The sequence below is a fragment of the Paenibacillus sp. Y859 genome (assembly GCF_056786405.1).
Genome location: NZ_JBXCIZ010000007.1, coordinates 66731 through 80243, shown reverse-complemented (window position 1 = coordinate 80243; position 13513 = coordinate 66731). Strand labels below are relative to the sequence as shown.

Sequence of the window (13513 nt, the reverse complement as noted above, 5' to 3'; positions counted from 1 at the left end):
AAGTATCGCTAGCATCGGAAGCATAAACTTCTTCAGAAGAACGGCCCAGCCATTTCAGCTTGTAAATAGTGATACCGAGCCTCCCGGCCCGGTCTATGGTCTATACTGATACCGAGAATCCCTTTTTGAATGTCTCAATAGTCTCTTTCAAAGCAGTCTCATTGTCAGCAACCAAGTCCTTCGTATCCGTAATAGATTGAAGAATTTCAGGTCTGTTACTTTCTACAAAAGCTATGAATTCCTTCTCGAAACGACGGATATCTACTACCGGAATATCATCCAAATGACCTCTTACTGCTGAGTACAAGCTAATGACCTGTTGCTCAACTTGGAGCGGCTCGTTGACACCCTGCTTAAGAATTTCCATCAATCTAGCACCGCGATTCAGACGTGCCAATGTCGACTTATCCAAATCCGATCCAAATTGGGAGAATGCTTGCAGCTCACGATATTGTGCAAGGTCAAGCTTCAAACTACCTGCGACTTTTTTCATCGCTTTGATTTGTGCTGAACCCCCTACACGGGATACCGAAATACCAACGTTAATTGCTGGGCGTTGACCCGAATAGAACAACTCTGATTCCAGAAAGATCTGTCCATCTGTAATCGAGATTACGTTCGTTGGAATATAAGCAGATACGTCTGAAGCTTGCGTCTCGATGAACGGCAATGCCGTCAAAGATCCTCCGCCCAAAGCATCACTTAATTTAGCTGCACGTTCTAGTAAGCGAGAATGAAGATAGAACACATCCCCTGGATAAGCTTCCCGACCTGGTGGGCGACGAAGTAACAAGGAAAGCTCACGATAAGCAGACGCTTGTTTCGTTAAGTCATCATAAATAATGAGCGCATGCTCACCTTTATACATGAAGTATTCACCCATCGCACAACCAGCATAAGGTGCAATGTAAAGTAGTGGTGACGGCTCTGATGCCGCTGCTGTAACAATAATTGTATATTCTAATGCACCATGGCGGCGTAGTGTTTCTACGACTTGAGCAACCGTAGATTGCTTCTGTCCAATAGCAACATAAATACATTTTACGCCATTACCCTTTTGGTTAATAATGGTATCAATAGCAATTTGGGTTTTACCTGTTTGACGATCTCCAATGATAAGTTCCCGTTGGCCACGTCCGATTGGTACCATCGCATCTATCGCTTTTATACCCGTTTGCATCGGTTCATGAACCGATTTACGATCAATAACGCCTGGTGCGCTGTTCTCTACTGGACGAAATTCTGTTGCTGCAATGGGTCCTTTACCATCCAATGGTTCGCCAAGCGCATTAACAACCCGTCCTAGCAATGCTTCACCCACTGGAACTTGCATAATTTGACCCGTACGTTTAACTTGGTCGCCCTCTTTAATCTCTGTGTAACGGCCTAGAATAACGACACCTACGTTACTCTCTTCCAAGTTGAGTACCAATCCGACAACACCATTGGAGAATTCCAAAAGCTCACCGGACATAGCATTCTCAAGCCCATGCACGCGTGCAATACCATCACTTACTTGAATGACAGTACCTACTTCAGCGACTTCAATGTCAGATTTATATTGTTCAATTTGACTTTTAATAAGTGAACTGATTTCTTCAGGTTTGATACTCAATATTTTCACCCCTATCTACTATGCTTGTCATTAAATGACTTTTCGAGACGTGCAAGCTTACTCGATATACTACCGTCATACAGCGTATCACCGATAACAACCTTCAATCCCCCGAGCAGGCTCTTGTCGACTATATTGTTCACACGAATCAACTTATGCGACAACTGGCCAAATTCAGCCGCTACCGCTTCTTTCTCATGCTCATTAAGCGCATAAGATGAATATACATCCGCATCGGCCATTCCCAGGCTATCGCCCTTTAACTTGACGTAGCTAGCTAAAAGGTCAGGTAATATATCAGTTCTCCGTCGTTTCACTAGTAGTTCCACGGTATTCATCACGGATTGTGACAGCTTGCCCTGAAGTGCACTATTAAGTGCATTCAATTTATCAGAATCGGAAATATTAGGTGTAGTGAAGAAGCGTTCAATCTCATCATTAGATTGAATGGCTCCTACGATCGCCTTCAATTCCTGTTCAACTTCAAGCGTTCCTTGTTCCAATGACGCCACTTCGAACAGTGCCTTTGCATACCGTTTAGCAACTACCGTATGGCGGCTCATGATTTGTCCCCTACCTCTTTGAGGTATTGATCCACGAGTTGTTCTTGTGTATTATCCATATTCACTTCTTTATTCAGCAATTTCGAGGCAATTTGTACGGAAATAGTACCAATTTCGCTTCGCAATGCTTCCACTGCCTTGTCCTTTTCACTTTCAATATCGCGTACAGCCTCAGACTTCAGACGTACCACGGCATTGCTAGCTTCTTCAAGGATCTGTTCAGCCTGTTTATTACTTGTCTTCTTAGATAGTTCTACGATATCATAAGCCTCTTTGCGAGCCTCTTGAAGAGCGATCTTCTGATCTTCTACATATTGTGTTGCCTCTTCACGTGTCGTTCTAGCATCTTCTAACTGATTCAAGACTAGCATACGACGCTTCTCCATGACATCAAATAGCTTACTGAAAGCAAATTTGCTTAATAGCCAATAAAGAAGTACGAATGAAAGAATTGTCAATAGCATGTTTTCCCATATAATATTCAATGATGTCACTCCTTTCCATTAGCGCGAAGTGCGATTCTAAACAAAAGGAAGGCGCGGATGACATCGCCCTCCCCGCCAAACCGTCTGTCTTTTATTAAGCAAATATAATCAAGAACGCGATTACCGTTGCAGCCAAAGGTACAACTTCTACGATACCTACACCGATAAACATCGTTGTTTGCAATGCACTCGTAGCTTCTGGTTGACGAGCAATTGATTCTACCGTTTTACTTACGATTATTGCGTTACCAAACCCTGCACTTATTGCCCCTACACCTACTGCGATTGCTGCTGCTAAAAATTCCATTATAAAATATCCTCCTTCAAATCTTCTTAGTATTTGTAAATTATAATATCTTCTGTAAAAGTAATCAGACACTCTGAAGTTACTTCACCGAAGTTAATTAATGCTCTTCATAAATCGTCATTTGAGCGATATACACCATCGTCAATATTACAAATATAAATGCTTGTAGCGCACCTATAAATACACTGAATCCCTGCCAAATTGCCATAAACGGAATGGATACAATCGAAAGTTTCAGAATAACCCCAATGAGTACCTCACCCGCAAAAATATTTGCGAACAAACGTATCGCTAATGCAAATGGTTTCGATAAATTCTCGATAATATTTAATGGCAGAAAAATCGGAGTTGGCTTGACGAAATGCTTCAAATAATGTCTCCAATCTGTTTTGAATCCTAAATAATTCATTAGGAAAAAGGTCGTTAGGGCAAGTCCAGCAGTAATATTGATGTCTGCCGTTGGAGACTTCCACCAGACAATCTCAGCATGTTCTCCCGGCGCCAAATTTCGAGTAGCCTCAATTACATAACCGAACAAGTTGTCTTGACTGGTATGTTCTGTAGCGATCATAAAGGGAAGTCCTAATATATTGGCTACTAAAACGAACAGAAATAACGTCAGCGCGAATGCTAGATAAGGTCTGCCCTTCTTCTCATCCATTGCCTTATTAATAATCCCTTGAACAAATTCCACAATCCATTCCACGAAATTCTGTATCTTGGAAGGATTCTCGACTGAAAGATTCCTCACTCCGAGCATCGCGAGTATAAAAACGATGGCAGCGGTCACAAAGAGCATAATAATTGCAGAGAAATCGAGTTGTAGTCCCCCCACAAGAATAATCGGTGAATCATGCATTAAAATGTTCCCCTCCTTTCAGATAAATGTTAGCTCTTCTTACTTACACTTCCATATATTGCTACAGGGATGGTCAATAACTGCGGTATGAATAGTCCAGCAATTGTTGCTCCAAGAGAAAAATGCTCAAACTTAATCGCAAACATGACTACTAGTATAGAAAAGCTTATTCGAGTCAGAAAGCCTAGACCAAATTGTCTCTTATTGCTTGATATTGATTGAACTGCATTACGAATTTTCATCGAAAGATAGCCTGTATTAACCAGACCGACTACTATACCTAGGACCATCCCCATTGTGACTGTTCGATATTCAGGAACTAAGGCCCATCCAACTAACAATGCTGACATCATCAGTAAAGATAACCTAGTGACTGTTCTTACAATGGAAATGGTATCATCCATTCTTTTCCCCCAAAATTTTTTTGATCAAAACGATAATGTTTGAGATTCCCAAAACTAGCCCAGAAATACTTCCGATCGCCATCCAATATTTAGGCCCTTCCCACAATCCCATCAACCATCTACTTATAAAAAAACCTATAAGAATATGCGTTGTAAGTAAGCCACCAGCTCCACTTATGTAAAGTGCCATAAACCACGGATTATCATTACGTTTTGGGTTCTCCATTACACTAATCCCAACCTATTTTACTGAATATTTTAAGGATTTGTCAATCAAACGTTTTCATCGCTTTAAAGCGAAAAAAGGCAGCTAATTTCTCTTCATAAATCTATAAACACCGCTAAAACCATACAGTTCTACTGTACACTAACCTACACATTATAAAATAACACATTTTTACTCATTTGTGAACATTGTGTGAAATTCTTCTGGGCGTTCGTTTTCCAAACCGAAATTGTGAAGAATCGCATTGACAATTCTTTCTGAAACTTTTCCATCTCCATATGGATTAGTCGCCTTACTCATGGCATCGTACACCTTCTGATCTGTTAACAGGGTTCTAGTCCGTTGATACACATTCTCCTCATCCGTTCCTACCAATTCAAGCGTTCCCGCTTGTATTCCTTCAGGACGTTCTGTCGTATCACGAAGCACAAGTACTGGTACGCCAAAGGATGGTGCTTCTTCCTGCAACCCTCCCGAATCACTCAGAATCAAATGGGTATGAGGATAAAAGTTGTGGAAATCTACCACATCCAACGGTTCAATCAGTTTAATCCGAGGATGATTCCCTAAAATCTCATGTGCTGGGCCCATCACTGCAGGACTCGGATGCACAGGATAGCAGATAACAACATCTTCGAATTCATCAGCAATCCTCTTCACTGCACGAAAAATATGACGGTGCGGTTCGCCTTGGGATTCCCTGCGATGCGCCGTCATTAAAATGAGTTTCTTACCTGACGCCCAGTCTAGCACAGGGTGATTATATTCGGGGTGTACAGTATATTTAAACACATCTGTGACGGTATTGCCTGTGATATAAATGCTTGACTTTGACTTGTTTTCAGAAAGCAAGTTATTTGCAGACCATTTTGTAGGAGAAAAATGAAGGTCCGCAAGAACCCCTGTTAATTGGCGATTCATCTCCTCAGGGAAAGGGGACTGTTTGTTCCAAGTTCGCAGCCCGGCTTCCACATGTCCCACTTGAATCTGTTGCATAAATGCAGCGTAACTAGCTAGAAAGGTCGTCAAAGTATCACCGTGAACGAGTACAATATCCGGTTTAACCTCACGAAGTACAGGCTCAAGCCCTGCTAATACCCGAATTGAGATTTCATTCAATGTCTGACTTTCCTGCATAACATCCAGATCGTAATCAGGTTGGATCTTGAATACTTCCAACACCTGATCCAGCATTTGACGATGTTGTGCTGTTACGCAGACAATAGATTCAATTCGATCGGAGTGTTTCTGCAATTCAAGAATAAGCGGTGCCATCTTAATCGCTTCAGGACGAACTCCGAAGATCGTCATTACTTTAATCTTACTCATAGTTAAAGATACCTCTTTTCTAAAAGTACATGTTCAAAAAGTCGACTTTTAAGCACTAAAGTGCAAGCTTACGCTGCTGCGTTTCTTCGTGATCAAAAGATGACTTTTTGAACTTCCTCTAAAACTTACTTAGTACCGTATAAACGGTCTCCAGCATCCCCTAGTCCAGGGATAATATAACCAAGTTCATCCAAACGCTCGTCCATTGCAGCCACATAAATATCTACATCAGGATGAGCATCATGTACTGCCTTAACCCCTTCCGGAGCAGCGATTAGATTCATCATCTTAATTTGAGTACATCCACGTTTCTTCAGCACATCAATGGCTGCAATAGCAGATCCACCTGTTGCAAGCATCGGGTCAATAACAATCAACTCGCGCTCCGTAACATCGGTAGGAAGCTTCGTGTAGTATTCTACTGGTTGTAATGTGTCTGGATCGCGGAATAAACCGATATGACCCACTTTAGCTGCTGGAAGACATTTAAGAACACCATCTAGCATGCCCAATCCAGCACGTAGAATAGGAACGAGCCCTAACATACGCCCTGAAATGACGCGACTTTCTGTCTCAGCCACTGGCGTCTTTACTGTAACGGTTACCAGTGGAATATCTCTTGTAATTTCGTATGCCATTAGTGTTGCTACTTCATCAACTAGCTCCCTAAAGTCTTTAGTAGTAGTCTGCTCATCACGGATGAAAGTAAGCTTGTGTTGAATTAAAGGGTGATCACAAATCACCAATTTTCCTTTTCCCATGGTTCCCCTCCGGATCATTCGTTTGTTTTCATGTTGTAAATGTACATCAATATAGAAGTAGTGTATACAAACTTTGTTTATTATATCATTCTCCGAAATGATTTTGCACCCACATTGATTGAACTTCTAGTTACGGAGGTGTGAATAATTATGCCAAACACTATTACAGTAGGTGTTTATCTCCTACCACAGCAACAATTTCAGCACTCTTACAGGCGGGACTGCATACTTGAGGTGGGGATTCCAATACTCTTGTAGGAAGCGTCACCTTGCTTGAGGTGGGAATATTTGCATAATATATACTTGGACTCGTGTAGACTCGTGCCAATTCCTCTAATACCAATTTTAGTTGCTTGGAGTACATCTATATTTGGAAAAATCCCTCCAACACTAACTTTAGTTGTATAGAGTACATCTAGATTACTGGAAACCCTCGTTTTTCATCGTTCTCCCACTTTTTAGTTGTAGTTTTGACAACTATTCCTCGCTTCCACGCCTTGTTTGCTCAAATAAATGCAGTTTATACATCTATTCCTCCGTACGGTTTGTGCCGTTGCGGAATTACGTGGCTCTGGGGTTTATCTGTTTATCTATTTATCTGTTCTACTTATCTATTCTACGTTTCTGCGCTTCTATGGTTTCACTATTGCGCGATTTCGGTCACTCGACTCCCGCCCTCTTTCGGATCGACCTTCTACTGAATTCTTTCTCTCCAGTCCCTTCGGCTACTTCCGTCCAATTCAGATCCTCTAGTACCAGTAGACGCAAAGTAGCCCCTCTTGTGCAAAAAGGGGCTACTCCACACTTATATTATTCTACCAAAAGCTACTATGCTTTATGCATGCCATAGCTTATTCTTAATATTTCAAATCAGGATATAGAGGGTATTGATCTGTAAGTGCAGTCACTCTTGCTGCCGCTTGAGCAAGTATTGCTTCATTCTCTGGATTCTTCAGAGTTAGAGCGATGATCTCACCGATTTCTACCATAGCCTTTTCATCCATACCACGCGTAGTCGCAGCTGGAGTACCAAGACGAATACCGCTAGTCACGAATGGACTTGTAGGATCGAATGGAATGGCATTCTTATTCACTGTGATTCCAATTGAATCTAGAACCTTCTCAGCTACTTTACCCGTAGTGTTCAGGCTGCGAGTATCAATCAATAACAAGTGGTTATCCGTACCACCAGATACGACGTTCAGGCCTTCGTTAACAAGCGTCTCAGCCAACACCTTAGCATTCTTAACTACGTTCTGAGCGTAAATCTTAAATGATGGATCCAATGCTTCTTTAAAAGCAACTGCCTTCGATGCGATAATATGCATCAAAGGTCCGCCTTGCGTTCCTGGGAATACCGCTTTATCAATCGCTTGCGCCCATGGTTTCTTACAAATAATCATCCCACCACGTGGACCACGAAGTGTTTTATGAGTGGTAGTCGTTACAAAGTGTGCGTGAGGTACCGGACTAGGATGAACCCCTCCCGCAACCAATCCAGCAATATGAGCCATATCCACCATGAACAGCGCACCTACATCGTTAGCAATAGAAGCTAGTGCTTCAAAGTCAATCGTACGTGGGTAAGCACTTGCGCCCGCTACAATTAAACGTGGACGGTGTTTAAATGCGATCTTACGAACTTCGTCATAATCAATTAGGAAAGAGTCCTCTTGTACGCCATAAGGAATGAAATTATACAATAGACCTGAAGCGTTAACCGGACTACCATGAGTCAAGTGTCCACCATGAGCAAGATTCATACCCAGTACTGTGTCTCCAGGATTTAGAACAGCCGTATAGACAGCCATATTCGCTTGAGCACCAGAGTGTGGTTGAACGTTAACATGCTCAGCACCGAACAATTCCTTCGCACGATCACGGGCGATATCTTCTACAATATCAACCCGTTCACAACCGCCATAAAATCTTTTGCCCGGATATCCCTCTGCATATTTATTCGTTAGTACGGAACCCATCGCTTCCATAACCGCTTCGCTCACAATATTCTCAGAAGCGATCAGTTCAATATTATTCCGTTGGCGCTTCAATTCTAGGTCCATAGCCTCTAATACCGCTGGGTCATAACTACGTAAATTTTCCATTTTTATATTCCTCCTAAAAGTTTTTGAGCGTTACCCCATGAATAGTCTTCGTAAAAACTCACATCGAAAGCATATACTTTAAGTTTTTGAGCGTAAACTTCCTGATTAGCTTCTAAAAAACTCACATCGGAAGCATACTCTTTATGTTTTTGAGCGTTACCTCATAATTCATCTTCGTAAAAACTCACTTCGAAAGCATATACTTTAAGTTTTTGAGCGTAAGCTAAAAGCATATTCTTTAAGTTTGTAATGCTTAATCACAAAGATTTGAGTTACTTTGTTGGCTGGAAGAAGCTTCTTCCATTCTATATTGTGCTCGTTCCCCACCAATCAGCCTCGGACGGGTATACGCAGCATTCACACGTGCCTGTCCTATATACCGAATACTTGGGCGAAAAGGTACAGCTACACGTCGAAGATGCATCCCGATCATCGTCTCACCGATATCTATTCCAGCGTGGGCCTCCACACTTTCAGCGAGGCACGGCTGTAACATTCTTCGATATGCAGCAGATGCCATGGAACCTCCCGCATGGGGATGTGGCACAGCAACAACCTCCGTTAAACGAAGTTGCTCAAGAAGAGTTCGCTCCATGACTAATGACCTATTCAAATGCTCGCAACACTGAAACACAACATGGAATCCCATCTCTTCGCGAATCTCTTCAATACCAAGAAGCAATTCATTCGCTATGTCCAAGGCTCCACCTGTACCAATATGACTTCCTATCACTTCACTTGTACTCACACCTACCACGAGCAGCTTCCCCGGCCCTAGATGGGCAACCTCCGCTATTTCACGCATGACTTGTGCGACTTGTTCTTTAAGAGATGTACCTGTGGATTGCGATCCTTGATCCATGAAGATAACCTCCTTAGACGTGCAGATTACGCTCTTCAATAAGCTTGATTTTGTTCACACGATTTACATGGCGCTCTTCTCCACTAAATTCCGTTACAAGCCATTCTTTAACGATCTCACAAGCTAATCCAGGTCCAATAACACGTTCCCCAAGCGCCAACACATTCGTATCATTATGTTCACGCGTTGCCTTCGCCGAGAATACATCATGGACAAGTGCACAACGAATGCCAGTTACTTTATTAGCTGCAATACTCATACCGATTCCAGTTCCACATACTAATATACCCCGATCAACTTCGCCCGCCACAACCATCTCACATACAGGAAGAGCGTAATCTGGATAGTCAACTGAGTCAGTGCAATTGCATCCAACGTCCACCACTTCATGTCCAAGTTGCTGAATGACATTAATGATGTCCTGCTTCAAACGAACGCCACCGTGATCTGTCCCTAATGCAATCTTCATCTCTTGAAAAACCTCCTATTATCACTCTTTTGTCTTGTACCATTATAACCTACTTTTTAGTCAAAAGACGAAAAAAGAGCAGTCTACGGGGATTCCCGTAGAATTGCTCTTGTGCCCAGGCGACCGGCCGTATATCCCGATGCTCCATCGTGGTTTCATCCACAGAGTCGCCAGTTACATCGGAACCGATTGTTCTTCTGCTCTCATGATAAAACAAAAGAGGATGAAATGCAACGATGTTCTAGTTGCTCCGATCCGCAAGCTTAGTTACAATCCGCTCGACTGCTGTATGAATTTCTGCCGCTGCCACATCATAATCTGCTCGTGAACCCCCATATGGATCAGATACATCAAAGCTCGGTATCCGCTGTTGAATTTCAATTAGACGTTCTTGATCCCGATGTTCAATCAATTTCCCCAACGCCCTATTCATCGTTAACGTCGCATAAAGACTATCCAATTCATCCAGATCCCGAAGTACCTGCTCATCATCTTCCGCATATTCTTTCAACGTATAGATCTTACCCACAACTTCTGGGTATATCCGAAGAACATGCTGTTTATGCGATTGAGTAAGGGTCAGAATCAGATCACAATCAAGTATGACATCTATCCCCAACGCTTGCGAAGTTATTACATCATCTATATTATGGTCACGTAGTATCGCTTCTGCATGTCTAGATATTGGCATTCCTTCTGTCGCTGCCACACCCGCAGAACTCACCTCAAGCGAAAGACCACGCTCCTTAGCCAGCTTCCGAAGAAGAGCTTCCGCCATCGGGCTGCGGCATGTATTCCCTGTACAAACAAATAGAATTCGCAACTCGTTACCCCCTTCAAATCTGTCCTTACATATTAAATAACCTCTTATACATTGTATCATGCTTTGAATGCATCAGAAGATAAACATAAGCCCAAATGCAAGCAATATCGCGCCGCCTAGAGCTTCTCCATGTTCCCCCAGTTTGTGACTCACTCTTCTACCGAGGAGAAGACCCAACATAGACATCAGACCTCCGACAACACCGAATATGAGAACCGTCAATAACAGATCACTCTTGAACATCCCTAGAGATACTCCTACCGAGAACGAATCGATGCTCACACTAATCGAGAACAGCAACATTCCGCCCCATGCGCGATAATTTATTATTTTCGCATGTCCTTTACGATAAGAATTAAATATCATATGTCCCCCAAGCAACAACAATAGCCCGCCCGCAGCATATCCCGTAACCCTTCCCAACAGCGAGCTAATATAATGTCCCGCAAATATCCCCAATAAGGGCATTAACACATGGAAAAGTCCTATTAACAAACTAATTCTAAGCACATGAAGCAACCGAATCCCCCTGATGCCAATTCCCACACCTAGCGATAAAGCATCCATTCCTAGAGCAATTGCCATCAAAAATATCGTAATTAACTGACCCCAGTGGGCAGTAGCTTCCAGCATACACACGCCTCCAAATCCGATTGTACTTTTGTACAACCATATGCGGACAAGGAGTAAAACATGATAAAAGTTAGATATCCACCTCGATAACTCTTCCTCCAGCGGCCTTAATAAGTCGGTTCATCACCGCTTCGCCAAGCCCTTCTTCCGAACAAGCCTCGGCTAGCATGTAAGCGACACCTAACTCATCAAAAAGCCGTAGCGCAACGTATAGCTTATGAGCTGCCTCAGCTGGATTATTTAGCGACCCAAGTGAAATAACATGGATTGCGGAGTCCAAATCATACATTGGAATATGTTCGTCAAAAGAAAGTAAACCTGTCATTACTCCATCATCTACAGCTCTATCCAATAAAGCTGTAATTCGAGATACGACGACCTCAGGCGAGATGCCTCGTACAATTGTTAGCTCCCCCTGTGGTGCATAGTGAGCGTACTTCACCCCCGGGGAACGCGGAGCCTCGGATTCAGTAGTATCCACATATGCCGTTCCCTTCAGAAGTTCTGGGGATACAGCAGACTGCGCCTCTACAAGAGCTCCTCCTCCGGTAATAACGGCGACCCCCTCCGCCAAGGCGAGCTGTTCGATCGTAATTCCACCAGGTCGTAGCACATGTATTTCCCCACTTACGAATGTACGCACAACGGTAGATTCCAGACCTACTCCAGCTGGACCACCATCAAGGATTCCGTCAATCCGACCATCTAAGTCTTCCTGTACATGCGAAGCGAGTGTAGGACTAGGTCGCCCCGAGCGGTTTGCACTGGGCGCAGCAATAGGACAATCTGCTGCCGCAATCAAAGCCAGTGCAATCGGATGATCAGGCATACGTATACCAACCGTATCCAGACCCGCAGTAACGCGAGGCGAAAGCACATCAGATCGCAGTGGAAGCACAATCGTAAGTGGACCGGGCCAGTACAGATCCATTAGGACGAGCGCGACAGGAGGAATTTCCGTAATCAGCTCAGCTAATTGCGAACGGTCGGCAATATGAACAATCAGCGGGTTATCCGAAGGGCGTCCTTTTGCATTGAACACCGCTTCTACCGCTTCCGTGCTACGGGCATCTGCTCCTAGCCCATAAACCGTTTCGGTTGGGAAGGCGACGATTCCACCTTGTTGCAAGAGTGCTGCCGCTTCCTCTATCGCTTGTCCAGTTACTGTATCTTGGTCATCCGACCCCGCTCCCCCTTCTAACAAAGAGCTTACATTCCAATAGACTGTATCCAATTTCTCACATCGCATTACGCTGTCCAGTCCGTTATCAAAGTTATGCATCATTTTTATATCCCAGGCTTTCTATATAAATTTCATCTTTTTGTTATAGTGAGCATCACAAGTAGAAACGGCTTCGCCGTCCTTTTTTCAATAAGCTTATGCTTCCGATGCTAGCGATACTTCATATCACTTTCAGGCACCCGTCTCATCGAAAATATAAGGATCTTAGTATCCTGTGAAACTTATAATTTCTTATTATTTCGAAAAATCGCTTGTTATTGCAAGCAACTTCCAACATTATCTCACATTTCAATTGATACAGTAAACGTATCGTAACTTCGGGCTTTTTAACGGATCTCACAGACACTATTCCGCGAAAAGGCACCTATATGAAGTTGTAACGGAAATGCAAGCCTCTATATGCGAATAAACGACCCAAACTTGGAGAAAAGGTCCAAATAAGGTCGCTCAGTTTCGTTAAAATTACAAAAGTGGCGTTTTTGCTAACATAAGGTCTGTGGCTTCCGTTAAATCTGTATAAGTCGCGTTTGGGGAGGGACAGGAGAGGAATGGGGCGTGGCACACGACGGTAGCAGCTGTAGTGTGCACGTAGTGGTGGCCGATACGAGAAAGGGAGCCGTACAATATAACAAGCTGAATAGCAGGTGTGAGGTATTGATACATGCGAGCGCGGATACGCGGCGGTAGCCGACACAAGCTGCTAGTAGCGAAAAACCTGCGATTGTACATCCTTTCTTCGCATGATCTAGCCGTTGCGGGAGATGCCTGCGATAATACATCCTTTTCCCGCTGTAAAGACGATTCCAACCACTTATGGATGAAATACCTG

At 43.3% G+C, this 13513-nt stretch carries 15 protein-coding genes and 1 riboswitch; all 15 genes read right to left on the bottom strand.

Annotated elements, in window-relative coordinates; all coding sequences use genetic code 11:
* Window positions 1-100: 100 nt before the first annotated feature.
* Complete coding sequence (gene atpA, locus AC1TO8_RS15570; protein ID WP_482056544.1) at window positions 101-1615, bottom strand: F0F1 ATP synthase subunit alpha; 1515 nt, start codon at window positions 1613-1615, stop codon at window positions 101-103.
* Between the two features lie 11 nt (window positions 1616-1626).
* A complete protein-coding gene (locus tag AC1TO8_RS15565) occupies window positions 1627-2178 on the bottom strand; it encodes a F0F1 ATP synthase subunit delta (protein ID WP_482056543.1) in 552 nt (183 codons plus the stop codon).
* Window positions 2175-2663 (bottom strand): F0F1 ATP synthase subunit B, encoded by a 489-nt coding sequence (atpF, locus tag AC1TO8_RS15560; protein ID WP_482056542.1) that lies wholly within the window; start codon window positions 2661-2663, stop codon window positions 2175-2177. The genes AC1TO8_RS15565 and atpF overlap by 4 nt, the downstream gene beginning before the upstream one ends.
* 94 nt (window positions 2664-2757) lie before the next feature.
* Window positions 2758-2970 (bottom strand): F0F1 ATP synthase subunit C, encoded by a 213-nt coding sequence (atpE, locus tag AC1TO8_RS15555; RefSeq protein WP_482056541.1) that lies wholly within the window; start codon window positions 2968-2970, stop codon window positions 2758-2760.
* 97 nt (window positions 2971-3067) lie between these two features.
* Complete coding sequence (gene atpB, locus AC1TO8_RS15550) at window positions 3068-3829, bottom strand: F0F1 ATP synthase subunit A (RefSeq protein ID WP_482056540.1); 762 nt, start codon at window positions 3827-3829, stop codon at window positions 3068-3070.
* A 29-nt stretch (window positions 3830-3858) separates the two neighbouring features.
* Window positions 3859-4233 carry an ATP synthase subunit I gene (locus AC1TO8_RS15545; RefSeq protein ID WP_482056539.1) on the bottom strand — a complete coding sequence of 125 codons (375 nt, stop codon included), beginning with the start codon at window positions 4231-4233 and terminating at the stop codon, window positions 3859-3861.
* Window positions 4226-4459 carry an AtpZ/AtpI family protein gene (locus AC1TO8_RS15540; protein WP_482056538.1) on the bottom strand — a complete coding sequence of 78 codons (234 nt, stop codon included), beginning with the start codon at window positions 4457-4459 and terminating at the stop codon, window positions 4226-4228. The genes AC1TO8_RS15545 and AC1TO8_RS15540 overlap by 8 nt, the downstream gene beginning before the upstream one ends.
* A 171-nt stretch (window positions 4460-4630) precedes the next feature.
* A complete protein-coding gene (gene wecB, locus AC1TO8_RS15535; RefSeq protein ID WP_482056537.1) occupies window positions 4631-5788 on the bottom strand; it encodes a non-hydrolyzing UDP-N-acetylglucosamine 2-epimerase in 1158 nt (385 codons plus the stop codon).
* A 125-nt stretch (window positions 5789-5913) separates the two neighbouring features.
* Window positions 5914-6549 (bottom strand): uracil phosphoribosyltransferase, encoded by a 636-nt coding sequence (gene upp, locus AC1TO8_RS15530; RefSeq protein WP_482056536.1) that lies wholly within the window; start codon window positions 6547-6549, stop codon window positions 5914-5916.
* A gap of 857 nt (window positions 6550-7406) precedes the next feature.
* Window positions 7407-8654, bottom strand: a complete 1248-nt coding sequence (locus AC1TO8_RS15525) for a serine hydroxymethyltransferase (protein ID WP_482056535.1) — start codon at window positions 8652-8654, stop codon at window positions 7407-7409.
* 253 nt (window positions 8655-8907) lie between these two features.
* On the bottom strand, window positions 8908-9516 hold the full coding sequence (locus tag AC1TO8_RS15520; RefSeq protein WP_482056534.1) for a TIGR01440 family protein: 609 nt from the start codon (window positions 9514-9516) through the stop codon (window positions 8908-8910).
* A gap of 13 nt (window positions 9517-9529) precedes the next feature.
* Window positions 9530-9985, bottom strand: a complete 456-nt coding sequence (gene rpiB / locus AC1TO8_RS15515) for a ribose 5-phosphate isomerase B (protein ID WP_482056533.1) — start codon at window positions 9983-9985, stop codon at window positions 9530-9532.
* A 106-nt stretch (window positions 9986-10091) separates the two neighbouring features.
* Window positions 10092-10173: riboswitch (ZMP/ZTP riboswitch) on the bottom strand.
* A gap of 53 nt (window positions 10174-10226) precedes the next feature.
* Complete coding sequence (locus AC1TO8_RS15510) at window positions 10227-10808, bottom strand: low molecular weight protein arginine phosphatase (protein WP_482056532.1); 582 nt, start codon at window positions 10806-10808, stop codon at window positions 10227-10229.
* Window positions 10809-10880: 72 nt separating this feature from the next.
* Complete coding sequence (locus AC1TO8_RS15505) at window positions 10881-11441, bottom strand: manganese efflux pump MntP (protein WP_482056531.1); 561 nt, start codon at window positions 11439-11441, stop codon at window positions 10881-10883.
* A 70-nt stretch (window positions 11442-11511) separates the two neighbouring features.
* On the bottom strand, window positions 11512-12726 hold the full coding sequence (locus tag AC1TO8_RS15500) for an L-threonylcarbamoyladenylate synthase (protein WP_482056530.1): 1215 nt from the start codon (window positions 12724-12726) through the stop codon (window positions 11512-11514).
* Window positions 12727-13513: the final 787 nt, after the last annotated feature.

Coding starts and splice junctions, on each gene's coding strand:
- AC1TO8_RS15565 (WP_482056543.1), bottom strand. CDS start 2,178: ATGAGCCGCCATACGGTAGTTGCTAAACGGTATGCAAAGGCACTGTTC.
- atpE (WP_482056541.1), bottom strand. CDS start 2,970: ATGGAATTTTTAGCAGCAGCAATCGCAGTAGGTGTAGGGGCAATAAGT.
- atpB (WP_482056540.1), bottom strand. CDS start 3,829: ATGCATGATTCACCGATTATTCTTGTGGGGGGACTACAACTCGATTTC.
- AC1TO8_RS15545 (WP_482056539.1), bottom strand. CDS start 4,233: ATGGATGATACCATTTCCATTGTAAGAACAGTCACTAGGTTATCTTTA.
- AC1TO8_RS15540 (WP_482056538.1), bottom strand. CDS start 4,459: ATGGAGAACCCAAAACGTAATGATAATCCGTGGTTTATGGCACTTTAC.
- wecB (WP_482056537.1), bottom strand. CDS start 5,788: ATGAGTAAGATTAAAGTAATGACGATCTTCGGAGTTCGTCCTGAAGCG.
- upp (WP_482056536.1), bottom strand. CDS start 6,549: ATGGGAAAAGGAAAATTGGTGATTTGTGATCACCCTTTAATTCAACAC.
- AC1TO8_RS15525 (WP_482056535.1), bottom strand. CDS start 8,654: ATGGAAAATTTACGTAGTTATGACCCAGCGGTATTAGAGGCTATGGAC.
- AC1TO8_RS15520 (WP_482056534.1), bottom strand. CDS start 9,516: ATGGATCAAGGATCGCAATCCACAGGTACATCTCTTAAAGAACAAGTC.
- rpiB (WP_482056533.1), bottom strand. CDS start 9,985: ATGAAGATTGCATTAGGGACAGATCACGGTGGCGTTCGTTTGAAGCAG.
- AC1TO8_RS15505 (WP_482056531.1), bottom strand. CDS start 11,441: ATGCTGGAAGCTACTGCCCACTGGGGTCAGTTAATTACGATATTTTTG.
- AC1TO8_RS15500 (WP_482056530.1), bottom strand. CDS start 12,726: ATGATGCATAACTTTGATAACGGACTGGACAGCGTAATGCGATGTGAG.